The organism is Streptomyces sp. MS191 (assembly GCF_008042125.1).
Classification (GTDB): domain Bacteria; phylum Actinomycetota; class Actinomycetes; order Streptomycetales; family Streptomycetaceae; genus Streptomyces.
Map to the genome: position 1 here is coordinate 1,352,708 of NZ_RDBI01000040.1, position 21,990 is coordinate 1,374,697.

Consider the following 21,990-nt stretch of genomic DNA (forward strand, 5'->3'; position numbering starts at 1 on the left):
GGGGACGGCCAAGCGGTGGGCGCCGTCGTGGAGAGGGGTGCGTACCTCGGTCGTCACATCCCGACCCTAGGTCCGCCGGTATACGAGAACCCCCAGGTCAGCCGCTCCCCCGCGATCCTTAAGGCGCCCTTGAGGAGGTCCTGACCGGCGGTTAAGCCTCACACCGGCGCCCGAGGCGTCCGTGAGGGGCGCGCCCCTCACAGCGCGCTCCCCCCGGGGCTGAGATCAGCGTTCCGTACGGGAAACAGACGGGATGCCGACGGGTAACACCGGCCCCGCACCCTTCGGAACATGAGTACACGGATCGTGGTGGTCGGGGGCGGAACGGCGGGCGCCCGGCTCGCCCAGCACCTGCCGGTGACCGTCCTCGGCGAGGAGCCGCACGCACCGTACAACAGGGTGCTGCTCGCGGACGTCCTCGCCGGGCGGTACGAGCCCGAGGTCATCGCGCTGCCCGCCCCGCTGGAACCGGTGCGCCGCGGGGTGCGGGCGGTGCGGATCGACCGCGCGGCCCGCACCGTCCGGTGCGCGGACGGGACGGAGGTCGGGTACGACCGGCTGGTCCTGGCCACCGGCTCCAACCCGGTGCTGCCGCCGCTGCGCGGTCTGCGCGGCGGCCGACTTCCCACGGGTGTCCATCCGTTCCGTACCCTCGACGACTGCCTGGCGCTGCGGGAGGCCGTACGGCCCGGGGTCCGCGCGGTCGTCATCGGCGGCGGCCTCCTCGGGGTCTCCGCGGCCCGCGCGCTGGCCGCGCTGGGCGCCGAGGTCGTGCTGACGCAGCAGGGCGAACGCCTGATGGAGCGCCAGCTCGACGCGCGGGCCTCGGGGTTGCTGCGCGGCCACGTGGAATCACTCGGCGTGGAGGTGCACACCGAGTGCCGGGTCAGCGGACTGCACCAGCACGACGGGGCGGTCACGGCCGTCGAGCTCGCCGACGGCTTCGTCCTGGACGCCCAGGTCGTGATCCTCGCCTGCGGGGTCCGGCCACGTGTCGGCCTCGCCCGGGACGCAGGCCTCGACGTCCGCACCGGCGTCGTCGTCGACGACGAGCTGCGGACCTCCGACCCGTACATCCACGCGATCGGCGACTGCGCCGAACACGACGGCCGGGTCTACGGCCTGGCCGGCCCGGCCCTGGAGCAGGCGGACGCCCTGGCGTCGGTCCTGGCGGGCAGGGACCCGGCCCGGACCTCGCGGGGCGCCGGCGACGCGGACCCGCCGCGGCCCGCCGTCCCGGCCTACACCGGCACCCGGGCGCTGACCCGGCTCACCCTCGGCGGGCCCGTCTCCCTCGATCTCGCCGCCTTCGGCGAGGCCGACGCACAGCCGGGCGACGACGTCGTGCAGCTGACCGACGCCACCCGCCGCGCCTACCGCAAGGTCGTCGTCCGCGGCGACCGGCTCGTCGGCGGTGTCCTGCTGGGCGATCTCGCCGCGGTCGGGGCGCTCGCCCGGGCGTGGGAGGGCGACGAGGCCCTCCCGCACGCTCCCCTGCTTCACCTGCTCACCCATGACGGAGGCTCCTGAGATGTCGACCACGCCCGCGCACACCCCCACTGTCGTCCTGGTCGGCCACGGAATGGTCGGCCAGCGGTTCCTCGAGGCACTGGCCGAGCGCGGTGTCACCGAGCGCGCCCGTGTCGTGGTGCTCTGCGAGGAGCCCCGCCCCGCGTACGACCGGGTCCAGCTGACCTCCTACTTCAGCGGCCGCACGCCCGACGAGCTGTCGATGGTCGAGGACGGCTTCATGGCGAGGCACGGCATCGAGCTGTACGTCGGCGACCCGGCGGAGTCCGTCGACCGCGCCGCCCGTACGGTCACGGCCCGGTCCGGTCAGGTCTTCGCGTACGACACGCTCGTCCTGGCCACCGGCTCGTACCCCTTCGTTCCCCCGGTCCCCGGCAAGGACGCCCGCGGCTGCTTCGTCTACCGGACCATCGAGGACCTGCTCGCGATCGAGGACTACGCGAAGACCGCGACCACCGGGGCCGTGGTGGGCGGCGGCCTGCTCGGCCTGGAGGCCGCGGGGGCGCTCAAGGGCCTCGGACTCGACACCCACATCGTGGAGTTCGCGCCCCGGCTGATGCCGGTGCAGGTCGACGAGGGCGGCGGCGCCGCGCTGCTGCGCACCATCGAGCAGATGGGCCTGAGCGTCCACACCGGCACCGGCACCCAGGAGGTCGTGACCGAGGACGGCGCGGTCACCGGGATGCGCCTGTCGGACGGCTCCGAAGTGGCCACGGACATGGTGGTGTTCTCGGCCGGTGTCCGGCCCCGCGACCAGCTGGCCCGCGACTGCGGCCTCGACGTGGGCGAGCGCGGCGGCATCGCGGTGGACGAGCAGTGCCGCACCTCGGACCCGGCCGTGTTCGCGATCGGCGAGTGCGCGCTGGCCTCGGACGGCCGGGTCTACGGCCTGGTGGCGCCCGGTTACGAGATGGCGCAGACCGCGGCGGCGACGATCGCCTCGGCCGAGGAGCACTCCTTCACGGGCGCGGACATGTCCACCAAGCTGAAGCTGCTCGGCGTGGACGTGGCCTCCTTCGGCGACGCGCACGGCACCGCCGAGGGCTGCCTCGACGTCGTCTACTCGGACTCCCGATCCGGCGTCTACAAGAAGCTCGTCGTCGACGCCGACGGTGTCCTGCTCGGCGGCGTGCTGGTCGGCGACGCCGACTCCTACGGCATGCTGCGGCCGCTCACCGGCACCGTGCCGCCGGTCTCCCCCGAGCAGCTGGTGCTGCCCGCGGGCGCGGGCGCGCCGGTGACGCTCGGTCCCTCGGCGCTGCCGGACGACGCGGTCATCTGCTCCTGCCACAACGTGACCAAGCACGCCATCACCGAGTGCACGACCCTGCCCGAGGTCAAGAAGTGCACCAAGGCCGGCACCGGCTGCGGCAGCTGCGTGAAGGTCATCCAGCAGCTGCTGCCGGCCGCCGCCGACCAGGGGCTGTGCGGCTGCTTCTCGTACACCCGCAGCGAGCTGTACGAGATCACCCGCACCCTGCGGCTGACCTCCTTCGCCGCGCTGCTCGACTCCCACGGCCGGCCCGAGGCCCGCGGCGGGGACGGCTGCGAGGTCTGCAAGCCGACCGTGGGCTCGATCCTGGCCTCGCTCAACAACGGCTACATCCTGGACGGCGAGCAGGCCTCGCTCCAGGACACCAACGACCACTTCCTGGCGAACCTGCAGCGCAACGGTTCGTACTCGGTGGTGCCCCGCATCCCCGGCGGCGAGATCACCCCGGACCGGCTGATCGTGATCGGCGAGGTGGCGCGGGACTTCGGGCTCTACACGAAGATCACCGGCGGCCAGCGGATCGACATGTTCGGCGCCCGGGTGGACCAGCTGCCCGCGATCTGGACCCGGCTGGTCGACGCCGGCTTCGAGTCGGGCCACGCGTACGGGAAGTCGCTGCGCACGGTGAAGTCCTGCGTCGGCCAGACCTGGTGCCGCTACGGCGTCCAGGACTCGGTGAAGATGGCGATCCAGCTGGAGCTGCGCTACCGCGGCCTGCGCTCCCCGCACAAGCTCAAGTCGGCGGTGTCCGGCTGCGCCCGCGAGTGCGCCGAGGCCCAGTCGAAGGACTTCGGCGTCATCGCGACCGCGAGCGGCTGGAACCTCTACGTCGGCGGCAACGGCGGCGCGACCCCGCGCCACGCGGACCTGCTGGCACAGGACCTGTCGGACGCCGAACTGGTGCGCCTGATCGACCGGTTCCTGATGTTCTACATCCGCACCGCCGACCGTCTGGAGCGCACCTCGACCTGGCTGGAGCGCCTGGACGGCGGCCTCGACCACCTCAGGGACGTGGTCGTGCACGACTCGCTGGGACTGTGCGACGAGCTGGAGGCGCTGATGGCGGCGCACGTCGCGGACTACCAGGACGAGTGGGCGCAGACCCTGGACGACCCGGACCGGCTCCGCCGCTTCGTGTCCTTCGTGAACGCGCCGGACGCCCCGGACCCGTCGGTGCGGTTCGTGCCGGAGCGCGACCAGATCAAGCCGGACCTGACCATCCTGACCATCGGAAACCGCCTGGAAGGAGCCTCCGCCCGATGAAGCTCGAACTCTCCCACGACACCGAGGCCGACGCGTGGACGGCCGTCTGCGACGAGACCCGGCTCACCCCGGGCCGGGGCGTGGCGGCGCTGCTGCCCGACGGCCGGCAGGCCGCGCTCTTCAGGGACCGGTCGGGGCGCGCGTACGCGATCGACAACCGGGACCCGTTCACGGGGGCGCAGGTGCTCTCCCGCGGGCTGCTCGGCTCGGCGGGCGGACGGCCGTTCGTCGCCTCGCCGCTGCTGAAGCAGCGCTTCGACCTGGAGACGGGCCGCTGCCTGGACGACGACGAGGTGGCGGTGGCGGTGTACCCGGTCCGCTCGGTCTGACCGGGCACACGGGGCCGGCCCGGGCGCCCGGGCCGGCCTTCGCGCTCCCGCCGGCGGTCGACGGGGGCGCGGCCCGACGGGGGGGCGCGGCCCGACGCCCGGGGGCGTGGCACCGTAGGCTGTGCGGACTTTCCTACTCCGGAGTAAGAACAAGGGAGTCCGCGTGGCCGCGACCATCGACGGTGCCTGGGGCATCCGCAACATCCCGGACCAGCGGGGCCGTACGGCCGTGGTCACCGGAGCGAACAGCGGCATCGGGCTGGTCACCGCCCGCGAACTCGCCCGCCGGGGCGCCCGGGTGGTGCTCGCCTGCCGCAGCGAGGCGCGGGCGACCGAGGCCGCCGACCGGATACGGCACGAGGTACCGGACGCCCGCGTGGAGTTCCGGCCGCTGGACCTGGCGGACCTGGCGTCCGTACGCGCGTTCGCGGACGCGCTGCCGGACGAGCGGCTCGACCTGCTCGTCAACAACGCGGGCGTGATGGCCCTGCCGTACGGCCGGACGGCCGACGGCTTCGAGACCCAGTTCGGCATCAACCACCTGGGGCACTTCGCGCTCACCGGCCTGCTGCTGCCCCGCCTGTCCGCGGCGCCCGCCGCCCGGGTCGTCACCGTCTCCAGCGGATTCCACGCGCTGTCCGACCTCGACATGGGCGACCTCAACAGCGAGCGCGGGTACCGGCGCTGGATCGCCTACGCCCGCTCCAAGACGGCCAACCTGCTCTTCGTCCACGAGTTGGCGCGGCGGCTCGAGGAGACCGGCTCGGACGTCGTCGCGGCCGCGGCCCATCCCGGGTACGCGTCGACCGGTCTGCTGACGGCGGGGGTGCGGATGGAGGGCCGTCGTACGGCCGAGCGGATCGCGGCGCTCGGCAACCGGACCCTCGCCCAGCCCGCCGAGGCGGGCGCGCTGCCGACGCTCTACGCGGCGACGGCCGACGGCGTGCGTCCGGACTCGTTCACGGGACCTTCGTTCCTGATGTGGCGGGGTGCGCCCGCGCCCTCGTGGCGCGCGAGGCGGACGCTGGACGACGTCGCCGGTGAGCGGCTCTGGGCCGCCTCCGAGCAGCTCACCGGTGTGACGTACGGGACGGCGCGCTGACGCGCTCGTCCACTCAGCCCTGGACGACGGCCGGGTCCATCCACATGACCTCCCAGTGGTGTCCGTCCACGTCCGAGAAGGAGCGGCCGTACATCGTGCCGTAGTCGATGGGGTCCTTCGCGGGCGAGCCACCGGCGGCGAGGGCGGCGTCGGCGAGCTCGTCGACCTTGTCCCGGCTCTCGGCGCTCAGGGCGATCAGGACCTCGGAGCTCTTGGTCGCGTCGGCGATCTCCTTGCCCGGCGCGGTGAACTCCTTGAACCGGGGCTCGGTCAGCAGCATCGCGAAGATGGTGTCGCTGATGACCAGGCACGCGGTCGTGTCGTCGCTGAACTGCGGGTTGAAGGAGTAGCCGAGCTTGCTCCAGAAGCTCTTCGAGGCTTCGAGGTCCTTCACGGGCAGGTTCACGAAGATCATCTGGGGCATGGCGCTCTCTCTTCTCTCTGGTCCGTGCGGGGTGTCGGTGCTTTCAGGAGGTAAGACGGCGGGCCGGGCCGAAACTCATCGCCGTACCCGGGAAATCTTTCCGGACCGGGCCGGGGTGCGCAGCTCGGCGCCCGGCGGGCAGGGGCGGCCCGACGGCGTCAGGACGCGTCCTGAGTCCGGCGGGTCCAGCGGCTGAGGGTCCCGCTCTCCTCGTCGTGGGTGAGCCAGCTGCCGTCGCCGAGCGGCCGGGCGAGGCCGTGGCGGGTGCCCGGCGGGTAGGCGACGGCCCCGAGGATCTCCAGGGTGCGGGCGTCCAGGAGCCAGTGCCGGGTGTCCTGCTCGTCCTCGCCGTACTCGGCACCGGTGGAGACGAGGACCGTCCGCGCGTCGACGAAGCCGCACGCCCAGTCCCAGGGATGCTCGTCCACCTCCTCCCGTTCGGCGAGGACCGTTCCGTCCAGGGCGTGGAGCCGGACGTCGGCCCCGTAGTGCTCCATGGTCAGATAGCCCTCGTGGTCCGGGTGGACGTCCATGAGGATCCGGTCCAGGTTCTCGTTCAGGTCCCACACGACCGGTTCCGCGCCGTCCAGGCGCGCCCAGTACAGCAGGATCCCGTCCTGGCCCATGCCGACGCTCAGGCCCATGTGCACCCCGTCGGGGTGGGCGACGTGGTGCGACCCGGCCGCGGCGCTGTCCTCCAGTGGCACCCGCGCGAGTTCGCGGCCGTCCCGGGCGTCCAGGACGACCCAGAGCTCACACCAGTCCGGTCCGTCCTCCTCGACGACGTGCGCCCAGACGAGGCGCCCGTCGTCGGAGACCCGGCAGGACCCGTGCACCAGGCCGGGGCAGACCTGCTGCTCGTCCCCCGTGTGCGGATGGCCCAGCTCCCGCCCCCAGCAGCCGTGCCGGTACTCCCACAGGGTCGTGCCGCTCGCGGCGACGGCCCGTACCGCGCGCTGGCCCGAGAAGACCGCGAAGGTGCCGTCCGGGCTCACCGAAGGGACCCCGCGGTCCCAGCCCGGCCAGGGCACGGGGAAGACGGCGGCCGGTGCCGGCTCCCCGGCCAGGAGCCCGTCGAGGTCGTACACCTCCAGGTCGGGCCCGTGCGGCAGAAGGGCGCGGCGCGGCCCGCCGGGGCGCCCCTCGAAGGCGTGACCGTGGATCAGGGCCTCGCCGCCCGGCAGCGGGACCGTGTCGTGCAGGTGTACGGAGATCGACATGTCCCGACGGTAGCGAGCGCCTCCGACAGCGCCCGCGCCCCACCCGTACCCGAGCCGCCCCGGGCACCCGTGCACCGACCGCGAGCCGACGCTTCCCCTTCACCGGTTGTTGCTGCACAGTCAACTCGGTACTCCTAGGTTCCGGAAGCGCGCGACCCCGCCGCCGACCGGTGCGGCGGGGCGGTCACCACCCCTCTGGAGTGAGACGTGGAGCGACGCAGTTTCCTGCGCGGAGCGGTCATCGGCACGTCGGCGGCCGCCTTCGGCGGCGCCCTGTGGCAGAGCGCGGCCTCGGCCGCACCCGCCCAGCCCGGCACGGGCCCCTACGGAGCACTCGGCGCCGCGGACGCCAACGGCATCCTGCTGCCCAGCGGTTTCAGCAGCCGGGTGATCGCCCGCTCCGGCCAGACGGTCTCCGGCACCTCGTACACCTGGCACAACGCCCCCGACGGCGGTGCCTGCTTCGCCAACGGCACGGGCTGGATCTACGTCTCCAACTCGGAGATCAACCCGAGCGGCGGCGCGAGCGCGGTGCGGTTCGACTCCGCGGGCACCGTCACCGGCGCGTACCGCATCCTGTCCAACACCCGGCAGAACTGCGCGGGCGGCAAGACCCCGTGGAACACCTGGCTGTCCTGCGAGGAGGTCAGCCTCGGCTACGTCTACGAGACCGACCCGTTCGGGGTGAACGCCGCCGTCCGCCGCGAGGCGCTGGGGCGGTTCAAGCACGAGGCCGCGGCCGCCGACCCCGTCCGCCGGGCGATCTACCTGACCGAGGACGAGACGAACGGCTGCTTCTACCGCTTCCTGCCCACCACCTGGGGCAACCTCTCCGCCGGCACCCTCCAGGTCTTCAAGGCCGGCACCGCCACCTCCGGCACCTTCACCTGGCAGAACGTCCCGGACCCGGACGGCTCGCCGACCGCGACCCGCGACCAGGTCTCCGGCGCCAAGCGCTTCAACGGCGGCGAGGGCTGCTACTACGCCGACGACACCGTCTGGTTCACCACCAAGGGCGACAACCGGGTCTGGCAGGTCGACCTGGCCGCGGGCACCTACCAACTGGCCTACGACGACTCGCTGGTCAGCGGCGGCGGCGCGCCGCTGACCGGGGTGGACAACGTCACGGGCACCTCCTCGGGCGACCTGTTCGTCGCCGAGGACGGCGGCAACATGGAGATCTGCGTCATCACCCCGGACGACGTCGTCGCGCCGTTCCTCCGGATCAGCGGCCAGTCCGGTTCCGAGATCACCGGACCGGCCTTCTCCCCCGACGGCCGGCGGCTGTACTTCTCCAGCCAGCGCGGCACGAGCGGCAGTTCCTCGGGCGGCATCACCTACGAGGTGACGGGCCCGTTCCGGGCGTAGCACGGCGAGGTTCCCGGCGCCCCTTGCGCGCCGCCCAGCAGGGCGGCGCCGAGGGGCGTCAGCGTGTGCAGGACCGCGTTGCCGTGCCGCAGGGTCGCGACCAGCCCGGCCTCGCGCAGCACACCGGCGTGCTGGCTGGCCGACGCGAGCGAGACGCCCGCCCTGCGCGCCAGTTCGCTGGTGGTGCCGCCGTCGCCGATGGCGTGCAGGACGGCGGACCGCGTGGTGCCGACCAGCTTCGCCAGCGAGGACCCGCCCGGTTCGCGGACGGTCGGCGCCTCGCAGTGGGTGATCGGATAGACCAGGACCGGCGGCAGCGCGGGGTCGCGGAGCACGACGGGTGTGCCGCGGCAGAAGTACGAGGGCTGGAGCAGCAGCCCCCGCCCGTCGAGATGGAGGTCCCGGTCCACCGGGTAGTCGGCCTCCAGGACCGGGGCGCGCCAGCGGAGCATCCTCGGCAGCGAGGCGAGGAGTTCCTCGGCTCCGCCGTCGAGCAGGGCCCGGCCGCGCATGGCCCGGTCCGCCTCGACCCGCGCCCGGATGTGGGGCAGGTACGGCTCCACGGCGGCCCGGTGGTAGCTGCGCAGGGCGCCGATGAGGCGACTAAACGATTCAGCACCTCCCTCGGCGAGCTCGCGCAGCGAGTGGGGCACGGTCCGGCCGCCGGGCCGTGCCGCCCCCAGCAGGGCCAGTTCCGCGCGGAGCCGTTCCGGGGACGTGGCACGGACGGCCTGGAGGCCCTCGTCGAGCCCGCCCACCCCCTCCGCGGGCGTCAGGAAGTCGGGAAAATATCCGCGGCTGGGAACCAGCGCGGCAAGCAGCCGGGTCTCACCGTTCAGCCGGGTCCGCGTTTCCGAGCGCCATTCTCCGTAGACGACGGGGCCGCGACGGTCCCTTAAACGGTGAAAACTGAGAATCGTTTCCCACAGAACGTCCGGCCGGCCCGCCATCCGGACCCCGGCCAAGTCGTTTCCTGTGAAATGAATCCGCAGCATCGAACCCCCACCTGTGCACTCGCAACCACCCCCTGCAAGGAGTATGCACACCATCACAGGACGTTACCAGGGTGTTTCAGCCACACTTGAAAAGCATCGCGGAGACCGGGGGCAAACCGAAAAGCTGTGCGTGTCGGGCAGGAAACCTTCAGGACCGAGGTGACGTGACGAAGACCGTGGGGGGCTTCGGGCGTCCGGCGGCGGTCGGCGAGGGTTGCGGCTCACTTGCCCGGCAAGGGTAATGGGCGCGGCCACCGGGTGGGGATCCGGTGGCCGCGCCCGCCTCGTTCTTTGCGGGTCGAATCGCGAAAAGGTTCAACAGCGAATAATTAAAACCGCCGATATTGAACACGAACTTACACGCGGTCGACGTCCGGGTGATCACGACCCCGCACGGTGCCACGGGACGAAAGACGACGGGGCGGACACCTCCGCACAAGGTGTCCGCCCCGTCTCTCTTGCGACCCGGAGCCGCCGCCCATCGGTGAGGGTCGGGGACGAGCGGCGGCTCCGGTGGCCTTTTCGCGCTACTGAACCTGCGGTCAGCGGCTGTCGCTGCCGCTCGACTCGGCCGCGGCGCGGCCGGCCTCCAGGCGCGCCACCGGGATCCGGAACGGCGAGCAGGAGACGTAGTCGAGGCCGACCTCGTGGAAGAAGTGCACCGACTCCGGGTCGCCGCCGTGCTCGCCGCAGACGCCGAGCTTGATGTCGGGGCGGGTGGCGCGGCCGGCCTCGACGGCGCTGCGCACCAGCGCGCCGACGCCGTCCTTGTCGATGGTCTCGAAGGGAGAGACCCCGAAGATGCCCTTCTCCAGGTACGCGGTGAAGAAGGAGGCCTCCACGTCGTCCCGGGAGAAGCCCCACACGGTCTGGGTGAGGTCGTTCGTGCCGAAGGAGAAGAACTCGGCGGCCTCGGCGATCTGACCGGCGGTCACGGCCGCGCGGGGCAGCTCGATCATGGTGCCGAGCGCGAGCTTCAGCTCCACCCCGGTCTGCGCCTGGACCTCGGCGATGACCTGCTCGGCCTCCTCGCGGACGATCTCCAGCTCCTGGACGGTGCCGACGAGCGGGATCATGATCTCGGCGCGCGGGTCGCCCTTGGCGTCGATCCGCTGGGCCGCGGCCTCGGCGATCGCCCGGACCTGCATGGTGAACAGGCCGGGGATGACCAGGCCGAGGCGGACACCGCGCAGACCCAGCATCGGGTTCTGCTCGTGCAGCCGGTGCACGGCCTGGAGCAGACGCAGGTCGTTCTCGTTCGGGTCCTTGCGGGCCTCGGCGAGGGCGACGCGCACCGACAGCTCGGTGATGTCGGGCAGGAACTCGTGCAGCGGCGGGTCCAGCAGGCGGACCGTGACGGGCAGCCCGTCCATGGCCTCGAAGAGTTCGACGAAGTCCTGCTTCTGGCGCGGCAGAAGGGCCTCCAGGGCCTCCGCGCGCTCCTCGTCGGTGTCGGCGAGGATCAGCTTCTCGACCATCTCGCGGCGCTCGCCGAGGAACATGTGCTCGGTGCGGCACAGGCCGATGCCCTGGGCGCCGAAGCGGCGGGCACGCAGCGCGTCCTCGGCGTTGTCGGCGTTGGCCCGTACGCGCAGGCGGCGTACGCGGTCCGCGTAGGCCATGATCCGGTGCACGGCGGCGACCAGCTCGTCGGCGTCGTCGGCGCCGGCGTGCATCCGGCCCTCGAAGTACTCGACGACCGGGGACGGCACGACCGGGACCTCACCGAGGTACACCTTGCCCGTGGAGCCGTCGATGGAGACGACGTCGCCCTCCTCGATGACGTGGCCCGAGGCGGTCGTCATCCGGCGGCGCTTGGTGTCGACCTCCAGCTCCTCGGCGCCGCAGACACAGGTCTTGCCCATGCCGCGGGCGACGACGGCGGCGTGCGAGGTCTTGCCGCCGCGCGAGGTCAGGATGCCCTCGGCGGCGATCATGCCGTCCAGGTCGTCCGGGTTGGTCTCGCGGCGGATCAGGATGACCTTCTCGCCGGAGCGCGACCACTTGACCGCCGTGTAGGAGTCGAAGACGGCCTTGCCGACGGCCGCGCCCGGGGAGGCGGCGATGCCGCGGCCGAGCAGCTCGGTCTTCGCCGCGTCGTCGAAGCGCGGGAACATCAGCTGGGCGAGCTGGGCGCCGTTGACGCGCTGGAGCGCCTCGGCCTCGTCGATCAGGCCCTGGTCCACGAGCTGGGTGGCGATCCGGAAGGCGGCACCGGCGGTGCGCTTGCCGACCCGGGTCTGCAGCATCCACAGCTGGCCGCGCTCGATCGTGAACTCGATGTCGCAGAGATCCTTGTAGTGGGTCTCCAGCGTCTCCATGATCTGCATCAGCTGGTCGTACGACTTCTTGTCGATCGACTCCAGCTCGGCGAGCGGCACGGTGTTGCGGATACCCGCGACGACGTCCTCGCCCTGCGCGTTCTGGAGGTAGTCGCCGTAGACGCCCTGGTGGCCGGAGGCGGGGTCGCGGGTGAACGCGACGCCGGTGCCGGAGTCCGGGCCGAGGTTGCCGAAGACCATGGAGCAGACGTTGACGGCGGTGCCGAGGTCGTGCGGGATGCGCTCCTGGCGGCGGTACAGCTTCGCGCGGTCGGTGTTCCAGGAGTTGAAGACGGCCTCGATGGCGAGGTCCATCTGCTCGCGCGGGTCCTGCGGGAAGTCGCGTCCGGCCTGGGCCTTGACGATCTTCTTGAAGTGCTTGACGAGCTTCTTCAGGTCGCCGGCGTCGAGGTCGGTGTCGACGGTGACCTTCTTGACGGCCTTGGCCTCGTCGAGGGCTTCCTCGAAGAGCTCGCCGTCGACGTCGAGAACGGTCTTGCCGAACATCTGGATGAGGCGGCGGTACGAGTCCCAGGCGAAGCGCTCGTCGCCGGCCTGGGTGGCGAGGCCGGTCACCGACTCGTCGGAGAGGCCGATGTTGAGGACGGTGTCCATCATGCCGGGCATGGAGAACTTGGCGCCGGAGCGCACCGAGACGAGCAGCGGGTCGTCGGCCTGGCCGAGCTTCTTGCCCATCTTCTGCTCGAGGGCGTCGAGGTGCGCGCTGACCTCGGCGCGGAGCTCGACCGGCTCGGAGCCGCTCTCGAGGTAGACCTTGCACGCCTCGGTGGTGATCGTGAAGCCCGGAGGCACCGGCAGGCCGAGGTTGGTCATCTCGGCCAGGTTGGCGCCCTTGCCACCGAGCAGGTCCTTCAGGTCCCTGTTGCCCTCGGTGAAGTCGTACACGAACTTCTGATCTTTGTTTTCCGACACGGGTCTCGACTCCTCGAGCACTCGGTGGCTGCCCTGACGGCGAGGAACATACCCAGATCGAAGGCTTCTGGGGAGGTACGCCTACCGGTCACCCGGACTTAACCACCCGTCCGCCAGCAGATCGAAAGTAACCGACGGGTAGCTTCCGCTTTCAGGCTCCGAACCCCACTTGACCGAAAGTAGGGCTTAGACGCTCATGTGAGCGACGTACAGACCATCTGCGTTCAACTCTTGAACGCAGAAAGGGTGGCACCCAGTGCCACCCCTCCAAAAGTGCAACGCCTCGCAATCTGCTCATCTGAGCACCACCCTGATCAAGGGTGGTGAGGATCACGCCGTGGAAATGGCTTGATTCCCACGATCTGGACGTGATCACGTCACGTCCCGAGCTCCCTCAGCCACCCGACGTGTCCAGCTCAGCGTCCTCGCTCACTCCCGCGCAGTCGTACGGGTCCTTGAGCCAGCCGTCCGGCAGCACGACCCGGTTGTTGCCCGACGTACGGCCCCGCGGCCCGTCCGCCCCCAGCGGCCACGGCTGGTCCAGGTCGAGCTCGCTCAACTGAGCGCTCAGTTCGTCCAGGGACGAGGTGATCGCCAGCTTCTTGCGCATCTCCGAACCGACCGAGAACCCCTTCAGGTACCAGGCCACGTGCTTGCGGAAGTCGATGACACCGCGCGACTCGTCGCCGAGCCACTCCCCCAGCAGCCGGGCGTGCCGCACCATCGCCTCCGCGACCGCGCGCAGCCCCGGCTGGGCGTACCCGCCGGTGCCCTCGAAGCCGGCGACGAGGTCGCCGAAGAGCCACGGCCGCCCCAGGCAGCCGCGCCCGACGACCACGCCGTCGCAGCCGGTCTCGCGCATCATCCGCAGCGCGTCGTCCGCCGACCAGATGTCGCCGTTTCCGAGCACCGGGATCTCCGGGACGTGCTCCTTCAGCCGGGCGATGGCGTCCCAGTCCGCCGTGCCGCCGTAGTGCTGCGCCGCCGTCCGCCCGTGCAGGGCGATCGCGGTCACGCCCTCCTCGACCGCGATCCGTCCCGCGTCGAGGAAGGTGATGTGGTCGTCGTCGATGCCCTTGCGCATCTTCATCGTCACCGGCAGGTCGCCCGCGTTCGTCACGGCCTCGTGCAGGATCGCCCGCAGCAGGGGCCGCTTGTACGGGAGGGCCGAGCCGCCGCCCTTGCGGGTCACCTTGGGGACCGGGCAGCCGAAGTTCAGGTCGATGTGGTCGGCCAGGTCCTCGTCCACGATCATCCGCACCGCCTTGCCGACCGTCACGGGGTCGACGCCGTAGAGCTGGATCGAACGCGGCTTCTCGCTGTCGTCGAAGCGGATCAGCTGCATCGTCTTCTCGTTGCGCTCGACCAGCGCCCGGGTCGTGATCATCTCGCTCACGAACAGGCCCTTGCCGCCGCTGTACTCGCGGCAGAGGGTACGGAAGGGAGCGTTGGTGATGCCGGCCATCGGCGCGAGCACCACGGGCGGCTGGACGATGTGCGGCCCGATGGCGAGGGGGGAGAACGCGGTCATCCCCCCATTGTCCCGTACGGCGCAGGTCATGAGTCAGCCGTACTATCCGCCTATGCCCGAGCTCACACCCGGAGGCCGGCGGATCGTCCTCGCGGTCTGCTGCATGAGCCTGCTGATCGTCAGCCTCGACAACACGGCACTGAACGTCGCCCTGCCCGCCATGCAGCACGACCTGCACGCCTCCGTGTCCGGCCTCCAGTGGACCATCGACGCCTACACCCTGGTGCTGGCCTCGCTGCTGATGTTCGCCGGCTCCACGGCCGACCGGATCGGCCGCCGCAAGGTCTTCGTCACGGGCCTGGTCCTCTTCGTGCTCGGCTCGCTGCTCTGCTCGCTCGCGCCCAGCCTGGAGGCCCTGGTGGCCTTCCGGATGATCCAGGCGGTCGGCGGATCGATGCTCAACCCGGTCGCCATGTCGATCATCACCAACACGTTCACCGAGCCCGCGGCCCGCGCCCGCGCCATCGGCGTGTGGGGCGGAGTCGTCGGCGTGTCCATGGCGGCGGGGCCGGTCGTCGGCGGGCTGCTGGTGGACTCGGTGGGCTGGCGGGCCGTGTTCTGGGTGAACCTGCCGGTCGGGCTCCTCGCGCTGCTGCTGACCCTCCGGCACGTCCCGGAGTCCCGGGCACCCCGGCCGCGGCGTCCCGACCCGGTCGGCCAGCTGCTCGTCGCCGGCCTCCTCGGCTCGCTCACCTACGCGATCATCGAGAGCAGCCCGGTCTTCGCCGGGATCGCGCTCGCCGCGCTCGCCGGAGTCCTGCTGTACGAGCCGAGGCGCGACGAGCCCCTGATCGAGCTGCGGTTCTTCCGGAGCGCTCCGTTCAGCGGCGCCACCGTCATCGCCGTCTGCGCCTTCGCCGCCCTCGGCGGCTTCCTCTTCCTGAACACGCTCTACCTCCAGAACGTGCGCGGGCTGTCCGCCCTGGACGCGGGCCTGTACATGCTTCCGATGGCCGCGATGACCTTCGTCTTCGCCCCGCTGTCCGGACGGCTCGTCGGCGCGCGCGGCCCCCGCCCCTCCCTGCTCGTCGCGGGCGCGGCGATGGCGGCCGGTTCCCTGCCCTTCGCGGCCTTCGCCGCCGAGACGAGCGACCCGCTGCTCTTCACCGGGTACGTGGTCTTCGGCATCGGCTTCGGCATGGTGAACGCGCCGATCACGAACACCGCCGTCTCCGGCATGCCCCGCGCCCAGGCGGGAGTGGCGTCGGCCGTGGCCTCCACCAGTCGCCAGGTCGGCCAGACGCTCGGCGTCGCCGTGGTCGGGGCGGTCCTGGCCGCCGGCGTCGGCCACACCGCGGACACACAGGGCTTCGTGGAGGCGAGCCGGGCCGGATACTGGATCATCACCGGCTGCGGGGCGTGCGTGCTGCTGGCAGGGGCACTGACCAGCGGCGCGTGGGCGCGCCGCACGGCGGAGCGCACGGCGGCCCGGCTGGAACCGGACGGGGCTCACACGGCCGCGAGCGCCGTCCCCTCCTGACCCGACCGCGCGCGGCGCCCGGGCCCGCCGTCCGCCGTCGCCGGGCCGGCCGCCGCACCCCCGGCGCCCCGGGTCTCGGACTCCTCGCGGAGCGCCAGGTCCCGGAGGCGCTCCAGGCCCGCGCGGGACTCCTCGTCCATCGGCACGTAGGTCACCAGGCGCGGGCCGGACGCCGGGCCCAGCCAGAGGTTGGTGTGCTCCAGCCGGAGCATCCCGACCCGGGAGTTGCGGATGTGCTTGACCCGGCCGGCCGTCCCGGCCACCTCGTGGCGCTCCCAGATCTCCCGGAACTCCGGCGAGGCCGACCGGAGCCGCTGCAGCAACGCCTTCCAGGCGGGCTCGGCCAGATGCTCGGCCATCGAGGCGCGGAACTTCGCGGCCATCATCTGCTTGACGTCCGGCAGCTCCGACACGGCCGCCGCCCAGTCCTCGTCCGTGAAGCAGAGCCAGATGCAGTTGCGGTCCTCGCGTGGCAGGGCGTCCAGGTCGCAGAGCAGCCGCCCGTAGGTGCGGTTGTAGGCGAGGATGTCGTACCGGCTGTTCTGGATGCAGGCGGGCAGCGGCTCCAGCTGGTCGACCATCTGCCGCAGCGCCGGGGTGACGGTCGGGCAGGGCCCGCCGGGGGCGGGGTCGACGGCGCCCGCGAGGGAGAAGAGATGGGAGCGCTCGGTCGCGTCGAGGAGCAGCGCGCGGGCGAGGGCGTCCAGGACCTGCGGGGAGACCTGGATGTGCCGCGCCTGCTCCAGCCAGGTGTACCAGGTGACCCCGACCGCCGAGAGCTGGGCGACCTCCTCCCGGCGCAGGCCGGGGGTACGGCGCCGGCGGCCCCGGGGCAGGCCGACCTGCTCGGGGGTGATCCGCTCGCGGCGGCTGCGCAGGAAGTCGGCCAGTTCGTGCCGTCGCACGTCCGTCTCGGTGCCGTGCGTGGCGTGGATGCCGGGAGCGGCCATGGTGGTCATGCCTCCAGGGTGCCGGGATGCTCAGCCCATTGCCAGGTGGAGCTGGTACCAGGATAAGGAGACTCTGGTACCACTCTGAGGAGTGGCGCATCGTCGAGGGCATGGCTACGAGAGTCTTCTCCCCCGCCGCCCGGACCACGGGCGGCGTCGTCGACATCGCTTCACCCGTCCTCGGTTCGTCCGGCCTGTTCACCGTGCTGCTGGGTGCCGCGCTGCCGTTGATCGACTTCTTCATCGTCAACGTCGCCCTGCCCACGATCGACCACGATCTGGCGGCGGGTCCGGCCCTGCTGGAACTCGTCGTCGCCGGGTACGGGCTCGCCTACGCCGTGCTGCTCGTCCTCGGCGGGCGGCTCGGCGACCTCTTCGGCCGCCGCCGGCTCTTCCTCGCGGGCATGACCGCCTTCGGTCTGACGTCGCTGGCCTGCGGGCTCGCGCCGGACGCCTGGACGCTCGTCGGGGCGCGCGTGGCACAGGGTGCCGCAGCGGCACTGATGCTGCCCCAGGTCCTCGCGACCATTCACGCCTCGACGACGGGGGCGCGGCGCGCCAAGGCGCTCAGCCTGTACGGGGCGACGGCCGGCCTCGCGATGGTGGCCGGCCAGATCCTGGGCGGCGTGCTGGTCGCCGCCGACGTCGCCGGCACCGGCTGGCGGGCGATCTTCCTGGTCAACGTGCCGGTGGCGCTGGTGGGACTGCTCCTCGCGGTGCGCACCGTGCCGGAGACCCGCTCGGACCGGCCGGCACCGGTGGACGTCCCCGGCACCCTGCTGCTGACGCTCACGCTGTTCTCGCTGCTCGCTCCGCTGACGGAGGGCCGGGCCTCTGGCTGGCCCCTGTGGACCTGGGTCTCGCTGGCCGTCTTCCCCTTCGCGGCGGCGGCCTTCTGGCGGGTCGAGCTGCGTGCGGACCGCCGGGGGCGCACGCCCCTGGTGCCGCCGAGTCTGCTCGCCCTGGTCTCCCTGCGCCGCGGCCTGGCCCTGGTGCTGCCGTTCTCGATCGGCTTCGGCGGCTTCATGTTCGTCATCGCGGTGGCGCTCCAGCAGGGCCTGGGCATGGGCGCGGTCGTCTCGGGCCTGGCGCTCGTGCCGATGGCGGTGGCCTTCTTCGGCGCCTCACTGGCGGGGCCCCGGCTGGTACGGCGCTGGGGCAGCCGGATCGTGACGGCGGGCGGGCTGCTGCAGGCGCTCGGCGTCGCGCTGCTGGCCCTGACGGTCTGGCGCTCCTGGCCGGACCTGTCGGCCTGGAGTCTGCTGCCGGGCATGGCGGTCGCGGGCTTCGGCCAGGGACTGCAGCTGCCGGTGCTCTTCCGGGTCGTCCTGTCCGAGGTTCCGGCGGAGCGCGCGGGGGTGGGCAGCGGGGTCATGGTGACCACCCAGCAGTCGGCGCTGGCCCTCGGGGTGGCGACCCTGGGGTCGCTGTTCCTGTCGCTGGCGGCGTCGGCCGGCGTGCGCGACGCGCTGGTGGTGACGCTGCTGGTGCAGCTCGCCGCGGTGGCGGTGACGGTCGTGCTGAGCCTCCGGCTGCCGCGCCGCGTGGGCTGAGACCCGGCGGGCGGGCGCCGTCCGGCCCGGGAAAGGGAACAGGGGCCCGGGTCACGTGGTGACCCGGGCCCCTGCCTCTTCTTCCGAGCGGACCTACTGCTCGTTGTCTGTGGTGGTCCCGGCAGCCGGGGTGCTCCCGGCGTCCGTGGTGCTCGTGGTGCCCTGCGCGCGCTCGCGCATCTTCCGGAGCAGTTCCTGCTTCTGGTCGACGGCGGCGCGACGGTCGGCGTCGCGGCTCTCGACGGCGCCTGCCTGGTCGGCACGGGACAGCTTCTTGCGCTGTCCGCCGACGCCGAGGAGGTTGTTGCGGCCCTTGGCCATGCGGGATTCCCATCAGTGAGAGGTGCGGTGAGTCAGTCATCAGGCGCTGCGCGGGTSCGGACCCGCGGCGCTCTCACTCGTAGATCTGGAAGAACAGGGCCTTGGCGGACAGGGAAGACATGGCCGTGACGCTACAGCGCCGGGCGGGGCCGGTCATCCGCTTTTCGCCGGTGCGGCGCGGGGCCGCGAGGTGGCCTGGCGGGGCGCCGCGGGGCGCTGCGGGGCGGGTGCCCGGCTTCCGCGGGGCGGGAGGCCCCCGGGGCGTCGGCACGTTCGGCGCCCCCCTCGGCCTCGCCGGCACCCCTCGAAGGAATGACAAAGATTGAAATCTGTCAGACGTCATGCCATAGTCGTCAGGTGTCACCCGACCGCTTCTTCTCAGAGGAGACCGTCATGAACCGCACCCTCGGCACCACCGGCCCTCGTGTCTTCCCGCTCGGCCTCGGCTGCATGGGCATGTCCGCGCTGTACGGGGAGAGCGACCGCGCCGAGTCGATCGCGACGATCCACGCCGCCCTCGACGCCGGCGTCACCCTCCTCGACACGGGCGACTTCTACGGCATGGGGCACAACGAACTGCTGATCAACGAAGCGCTGCGCACCGCCCCGGCCGAGGCCCGCGAGCAGGCGCTGACCAGCGTGAAGTTCGGCGCCCTGCGCACGGTCGAAGGCGGCTTCACCGGATACGACGGCCGGCCGGCCGCGGTGAAGAACTTCGCGGCGTACTCGCTCCAGCGCCTGGGCACCGACCACATCGACATCTATCGCATCGCCCGGGTCGACCCCGACGTCCCGATCGAGGAGACGGTCGGCGCGATCGCCGAGCTGGTCGAGGCGGGGCACGTCCGTCACATCGGCCTCTCCGAGGTCGGCGCGGACACGCTGCGCCGGGCGGCGGCGGTCGCCCCGATCTCCGACCTGCAGATCGAGTACTCGCTGATATCCCGCGGGATCGAGGAGAAGATCCTGCCCGCGGCCCGCGAGCTGGGCATCGGCGTCACGGCGTACGGCGTGCTCTCGCGCGGACTGATCAGCGGCCACTTCTCCCGGGACCGCGAGCTCGCGCCGGGCGACTTCCGAGGGATGAGCCCGCGCTTCCAGGGCGACAACCTCGACCGGAACCTCGACCTGGTGGACCGGCTGCGCGCCGTCGCCGAGACCAAGGGTGTGACGGTCGCCCAGACCGCCATCGCCTGGGTGCTCGCCCAGGGCCCGCGGCACGGCGTCGACATCGTGCCGCTGATCGGCGCCCGCCGCCGGGACCGTCTCGCCGAGGCGCTGACCTCCCTGGACGTCACGCTGGACGCGGCCGACCTGGACGCGATCGAGCAGGCCGTCCCGGTGGGCGCGGCGGCCGGCGACCGCTACCCGGCAGCGCAGATGGCGCACCTGGACAGCGAGCACTGACCCCGCCGGCCGACAGGTACTGTCCTTCCATGTCGTCCGAGACCCTGACCGCAGAGCGCATCCTCGAAGCCACCGAGGAGGTGCTGCGGCGCTACGGGCCGGCCAAGGCGACGGTCGTCGACGTGGCCCGGGTGCTGGGAGTCAGCCACGGCAGTGTCTACCGCCACTTCCGCACGAAGGCGGCACTGCGCGAGGCCGTCACCGAGCGCTGGCTCTCCCGGGCCGAGGGCGCGCTCGCCGAGGTGACCGCGGCCACCGACCGGGCGGCCTCCGAGAAGCTCCGCGACTGGCTCGCCACCCTCTTCGCGGCCAAGCGCCGCAAGGCCGGCGACGACCCCGAGCTGTTCGCCACCTACGGCGTGCTGATCGACGAGAACAGCGGAGTGGTGGAGAACCACGTCGCCGCTCTCATCGGTCAGGTGCGCACGATCGTCGAGGAGGGCACCCGGGACGCGGAGTTCACCGCCGCCGACGCGGACGCCACGGCTCGCGCCGTCTTCGACGCGACCGCCCGCTTCCACGACCCCGCCTACGCCCCCGAATGGCAACGCCCCTCGATCGACGGCGAGTTCGACGCCGTGGTGGACCTGCTGCTGCGCGGCCTGCGCGCCTAGGAGGCGTCGTGCCACGTCGATCGGACCGGGTCGCCGGCCGGAAGCCGCGCACCCGGCGACCGAGGTGGGCCGCCCTCCCGGAAGCGTCCCTCCCGGCGCSGCGCCGGCAGGGCGGGGAGCGCGCGGGCGGGGCCGGGGCTTCCCTCGGGCGGGACTTCCGGTGGCTGTGGGCGTCGAACGCGGTCAGCACCTTCGGCACGTTCTTCGCCTTCGACGCGTTCGCACTGATCGCGATCCTCGTGCTGGACGCGGGACCGGCGCAGGTGTCGGCGCTGGCCGCGACCGGGGTGGCGGTCGGCGCGGTGGTGGCGGTGCCGCTCGGGCCTTGGGTGGAGTTCCGGCGCAAGCGGCCGGTGATGATCACGGCCGACCTGGTGCGGTGCGCGGCCCTGCTCAGCGTTCCCGCCGCGTACGCGCTCGGCCTGCTCGGCTTCGCCCAGCTCCTGGTGGTCTCGGTCGTCATGGCCGCGGCGGGCATCACCTTCCAGGCGGCGGCCGGAGCCTGCCTGAAGGAGCTCGTGCCGCGCGAGGGCCTGCTCGCCGCGAACGGCCGGCTGGAGGCGACGACCTGGACGGCCACCATGCTGGGGCCGCCCCTCGGCACGGCCGCGATCGGACTGCTCGGTCCGGTGGCGAGCGTGGTGGCCGACGCGGTCAGCCATCTGCTGTCGGCGGCGGGCATCCGGGCGATCCGCCGTGCGGAGGCCCGCCCCGAGCGAGCCGGCCCCCCGTCGCGGCTGCGGGCCGGCGAACTGCTCGACGGATGGCGTTTCATCCTGGCCGACTCCGCGCTGCGTCCGCTGTTCCTCAACGCCCTCCTGGTCAACGGCCTGATCATGGCGACCTCACCGTTGCTGGCCGTGCTCATGCTGGGCCCGCTCGGCTTCGCCCCGTGGCAGTACGGCCTGGTCTTCGCGGTGCCCTGCCTCGGCGGCCTGATCGGCTCACGGCTGTCCCGCCGGCTCGTCGTCCGCTACGGCCGGCACCGGGTCCTGCGCGTCGCGGGAACGCTGCGGGCCTGCTGGCTGCCCGGACTCGCCTTCGTGGGGCCCGGACTCCCCGGCCTGGTCCTCGTCGCGGCCCTCGAACTCGGGATGATCACCTGCATCGGGGTGTTCAACCCGCTGCTCGCCACCTCCCGGCTGGAGCTCACGCCGCCGGACCGGGTCGTCCGCACCCTGTCGGCCTGGTCGGTCAGCGCCAAGCTCGCCATCGCGGCGATCACCGCCCTGTGGGGACTCCTGGCCGGACTGGCCGGCCCCCGTGCCGCGCTCGCGCTCGCCGGACTGCTCGCCCTGGCGACCCCGTTCCTGCTCCCGAGGGCCGCCCCCGACGCGCGCCCGGCGGAGGAGCCGGCCGCCCCGGGGCCGTGACGC

Annotated in this window: 17 protein-coding genes; 10 read left to right on the forward strand and 7 right to left on the reverse strand. The window is 72.4% G+C overall.

Going from position 1 to position 21,990, the window contains the following annotated elements; all coding sequences use genetic code 11:
- Nucleotides 1-291: 291 nt before the first annotated feature.
- The 4 genes from EAO71_RS13225 to EAO71_RS13240 all read left to right on the forward strand — a co-directional run bounded on the left by EAO71_RS13225 (nucleotide 292) and on the right by EAO71_RS13240 (nucleotide 5,497).
- Nucleotides 292-1,530, forward strand: coding sequence for an NAD(P)/FAD-dependent oxidoreductase (locus EAO71_RS13225; RefSeq protein WP_147977911.1), 1,239 nt, complete (start codon nucleotides 292-294; stop codon nucleotides 1,528-1,530).
- Between the two features lies 1 nt (nucleotide 1,531).
- Nucleotides 1,532-4,066 (forward strand): nitrite reductase large subunit NirB, encoded by a 2,535-nt coding sequence (gene nirB / locus EAO71_RS13230; protein ID WP_147977912.1) that lies wholly within the window; start codon nucleotides 1,532-1,534, stop codon nucleotides 4,064-4,066.
- The gene (gene nirD, locus EAO71_RS13235; protein WP_147977913.1) at nucleotides 4,063-4,395 is read left to right on the forward strand and encodes a nitrite reductase small subunit NirD; all 333 of its coding nucleotides are present in this window, start codon (nucleotides 4,063-4,065) and stop codon (nucleotides 4,393-4,395) included. The genes nirB and nirD overlap by 4 nt, the downstream gene beginning before the upstream one ends.
- A 163-nt stretch (nucleotides 4,396-4,558) precedes the next feature.
- Nucleotides 4,559-5,497, forward strand: a complete 939-nt coding sequence (locus tag EAO71_RS13240; protein ID WP_261992119.1) for an oxidoreductase — start codon at nucleotides 4,559-4,561, stop codon at nucleotides 5,495-5,497.
- A 13-nt stretch (nucleotides 5,498-5,510) separates the two neighbouring features.
- Here EAO71_RS13240 and EAO71_RS13245 read toward each other — a convergent pair whose 3' ends face one another.
- Together EAO71_RS13245 and EAO71_RS13250 are read right to left on the reverse strand one after the other, a co-directional pair.
- A complete protein-coding gene (locus EAO71_RS13245) occupies nucleotides 5,511-5,921 on the reverse strand; it encodes a VOC family protein (protein WP_147977914.1) in 411 nt (136 codons plus the stop codon).
- A gap of 158 nt (nucleotides 5,922-6,079) precedes the next feature.
- Nucleotides 6,080-7,141: a hypothetical protein gene (locus EAO71_RS13250; RefSeq protein ID WP_147977915.1), complete on the reverse strand. Its 1,062-nt coding sequence runs from the start codon at nucleotides 7,139-7,141 to the stop codon at nucleotides 6,080-6,082.
- A gap of 207 nt (nucleotides 7,142-7,348) precedes the next feature.
- Between EAO71_RS13250 and EAO71_RS13255 the strand changes: the two genes are divergently transcribed.
- The gene (locus EAO71_RS13255) at nucleotides 7,349-8,509 is read left to right on the forward strand and encodes an alkaline phosphatase PhoX (protein WP_147977916.1); all 1,161 of its coding nucleotides are present in this window, start codon (nucleotides 7,349-7,351) and stop codon (nucleotides 8,507-8,509) included.
- On the opposite strand, the gene EAO71_RS13260 is transcribed toward EAO71_RS13255, so the two are convergent.
- The 3 genes from EAO71_RS13260 to dusB form a co-directional block, all read right to left on the reverse strand.
- Complete coding sequence (locus tag EAO71_RS13260) at nucleotides 8,479-9,504, reverse strand: ArsR/SmtB family transcription factor (RefSeq protein WP_147977917.1); 1,026 nt, start codon at nucleotides 9,502-9,504, stop codon at nucleotides 8,479-8,481. The two genes, EAO71_RS13255 and EAO71_RS13260, sit on opposite strands and share 31 nt — an antisense overlap.
- A gap of 542 nt (nucleotides 9,505-10,046) precedes the next feature.
- Nucleotides 10,047-12,758, reverse strand: a complete 2,712-nt coding sequence (gene ppdK, locus EAO71_RS13265) for a pyruvate, phosphate dikinase (protein ID WP_147977918.1) — start codon at nucleotides 12,756-12,758, stop codon at nucleotides 10,047-10,049.
- 394 nt (nucleotides 12,759-13,152) lie between these two features.
- Nucleotides 13,153-14,289 carry a tRNA dihydrouridine synthase DusB gene (gene dusB / locus EAO71_RS13270; protein WP_147977919.1) on the reverse strand — a complete coding sequence of 379 codons (1,137 nt, stop codon included), beginning with the start codon at nucleotides 14,287-14,289 and terminating at the stop codon, nucleotides 13,153-13,155.
- A 52-nt stretch (nucleotides 14,290-14,341) separates the two neighbouring features.
- Here dusB and EAO71_RS13275 point away from each other — a divergent pair, with 52 nt between their 5' ends.
- Nucleotides 14,342-15,769 carry an MFS transporter gene (locus EAO71_RS13275; protein WP_147977920.1) on the forward strand — a complete coding sequence of 476 codons (1,428 nt, stop codon included), beginning with the start codon at nucleotides 14,342-14,344 and terminating at the stop codon, nucleotides 15,767-15,769.
- Here the strand turns inward: EAO71_RS13275 and EAO71_RS13280 are convergent.
- On the reverse strand, nucleotides 15,739-16,728 hold the full coding sequence (locus EAO71_RS13280; RefSeq protein WP_147977921.1) for an MmyB family transcriptional regulator: 990 nt from the start codon (nucleotides 16,726-16,728) through the stop codon (nucleotides 15,739-15,741). The two genes, EAO71_RS13275 and EAO71_RS13280, sit on opposite strands and share 31 nt — an antisense overlap.
- Before the next feature lie 101 nt (nucleotides 16,729-16,829).
- Between EAO71_RS13280 and EAO71_RS13285 the strand changes: the two genes are divergently transcribed.
- On the forward strand, nucleotides 16,830-18,272 hold the full coding sequence (locus EAO71_RS13285; RefSeq protein WP_147977922.1) for an MFS transporter: 1,443 nt from the start codon (nucleotides 16,830-16,832) through the stop codon (nucleotides 18,270-18,272).
- Nucleotides 18,273-18,365: 93 nt separating this feature from the next.
- Here EAO71_RS13285 and EAO71_RS13290 read toward each other — a convergent pair whose 3' ends face one another.
- The gene (locus EAO71_RS13290) at nucleotides 18,366-18,593 is read right to left on the reverse strand and encodes a DUF6243 family protein (RefSeq protein WP_147977923.1); all 228 of its coding nucleotides are present in this window, start codon (nucleotides 18,591-18,593) and stop codon (nucleotides 18,366-18,368) included.
- Nucleotides 18,594-18,986: 393 nt separating this feature from the next.
- On the opposite strand from EAO71_RS13290, the gene EAO71_RS13295 reads away from it, so the two are divergent.
- The 3 genes from EAO71_RS13295 to EAO71_RS13305 all read left to right on the forward strand — a co-directional run bounded on the left by EAO71_RS13295 (nucleotide 18,987) and on the right by EAO71_RS13305 (nucleotide 21,987).
- The gene (locus tag EAO71_RS13295; RefSeq protein WP_147977924.1) at nucleotides 18,987-20,000 is read left to right on the forward strand and encodes an aldo/keto reductase; all 1,014 of its coding nucleotides are present in this window, start codon (nucleotides 18,987-18,989) and stop codon (nucleotides 19,998-20,000) included.
- Between the two features lie 29 nt (nucleotides 20,001-20,029).
- Nucleotides 20,030-20,614, forward strand: coding sequence for a TetR/AcrR family transcriptional regulator (locus EAO71_RS13300; RefSeq protein WP_147977925.1), 585 nt, complete (start codon nucleotides 20,030-20,032; stop codon nucleotides 20,612-20,614).
- 164 nt (nucleotides 20,615-20,778) lie between these two features.
- The gene (locus EAO71_RS13305; protein WP_187282737.1) at nucleotides 20,779-21,987 is read left to right on the forward strand and encodes an MFS transporter; all 1,209 of its coding nucleotides are present in this window, start codon (nucleotides 20,779-20,781) and stop codon (nucleotides 21,985-21,987) included.
- Nucleotides 21,988-21,990: the final 3 nt, after the last annotated feature.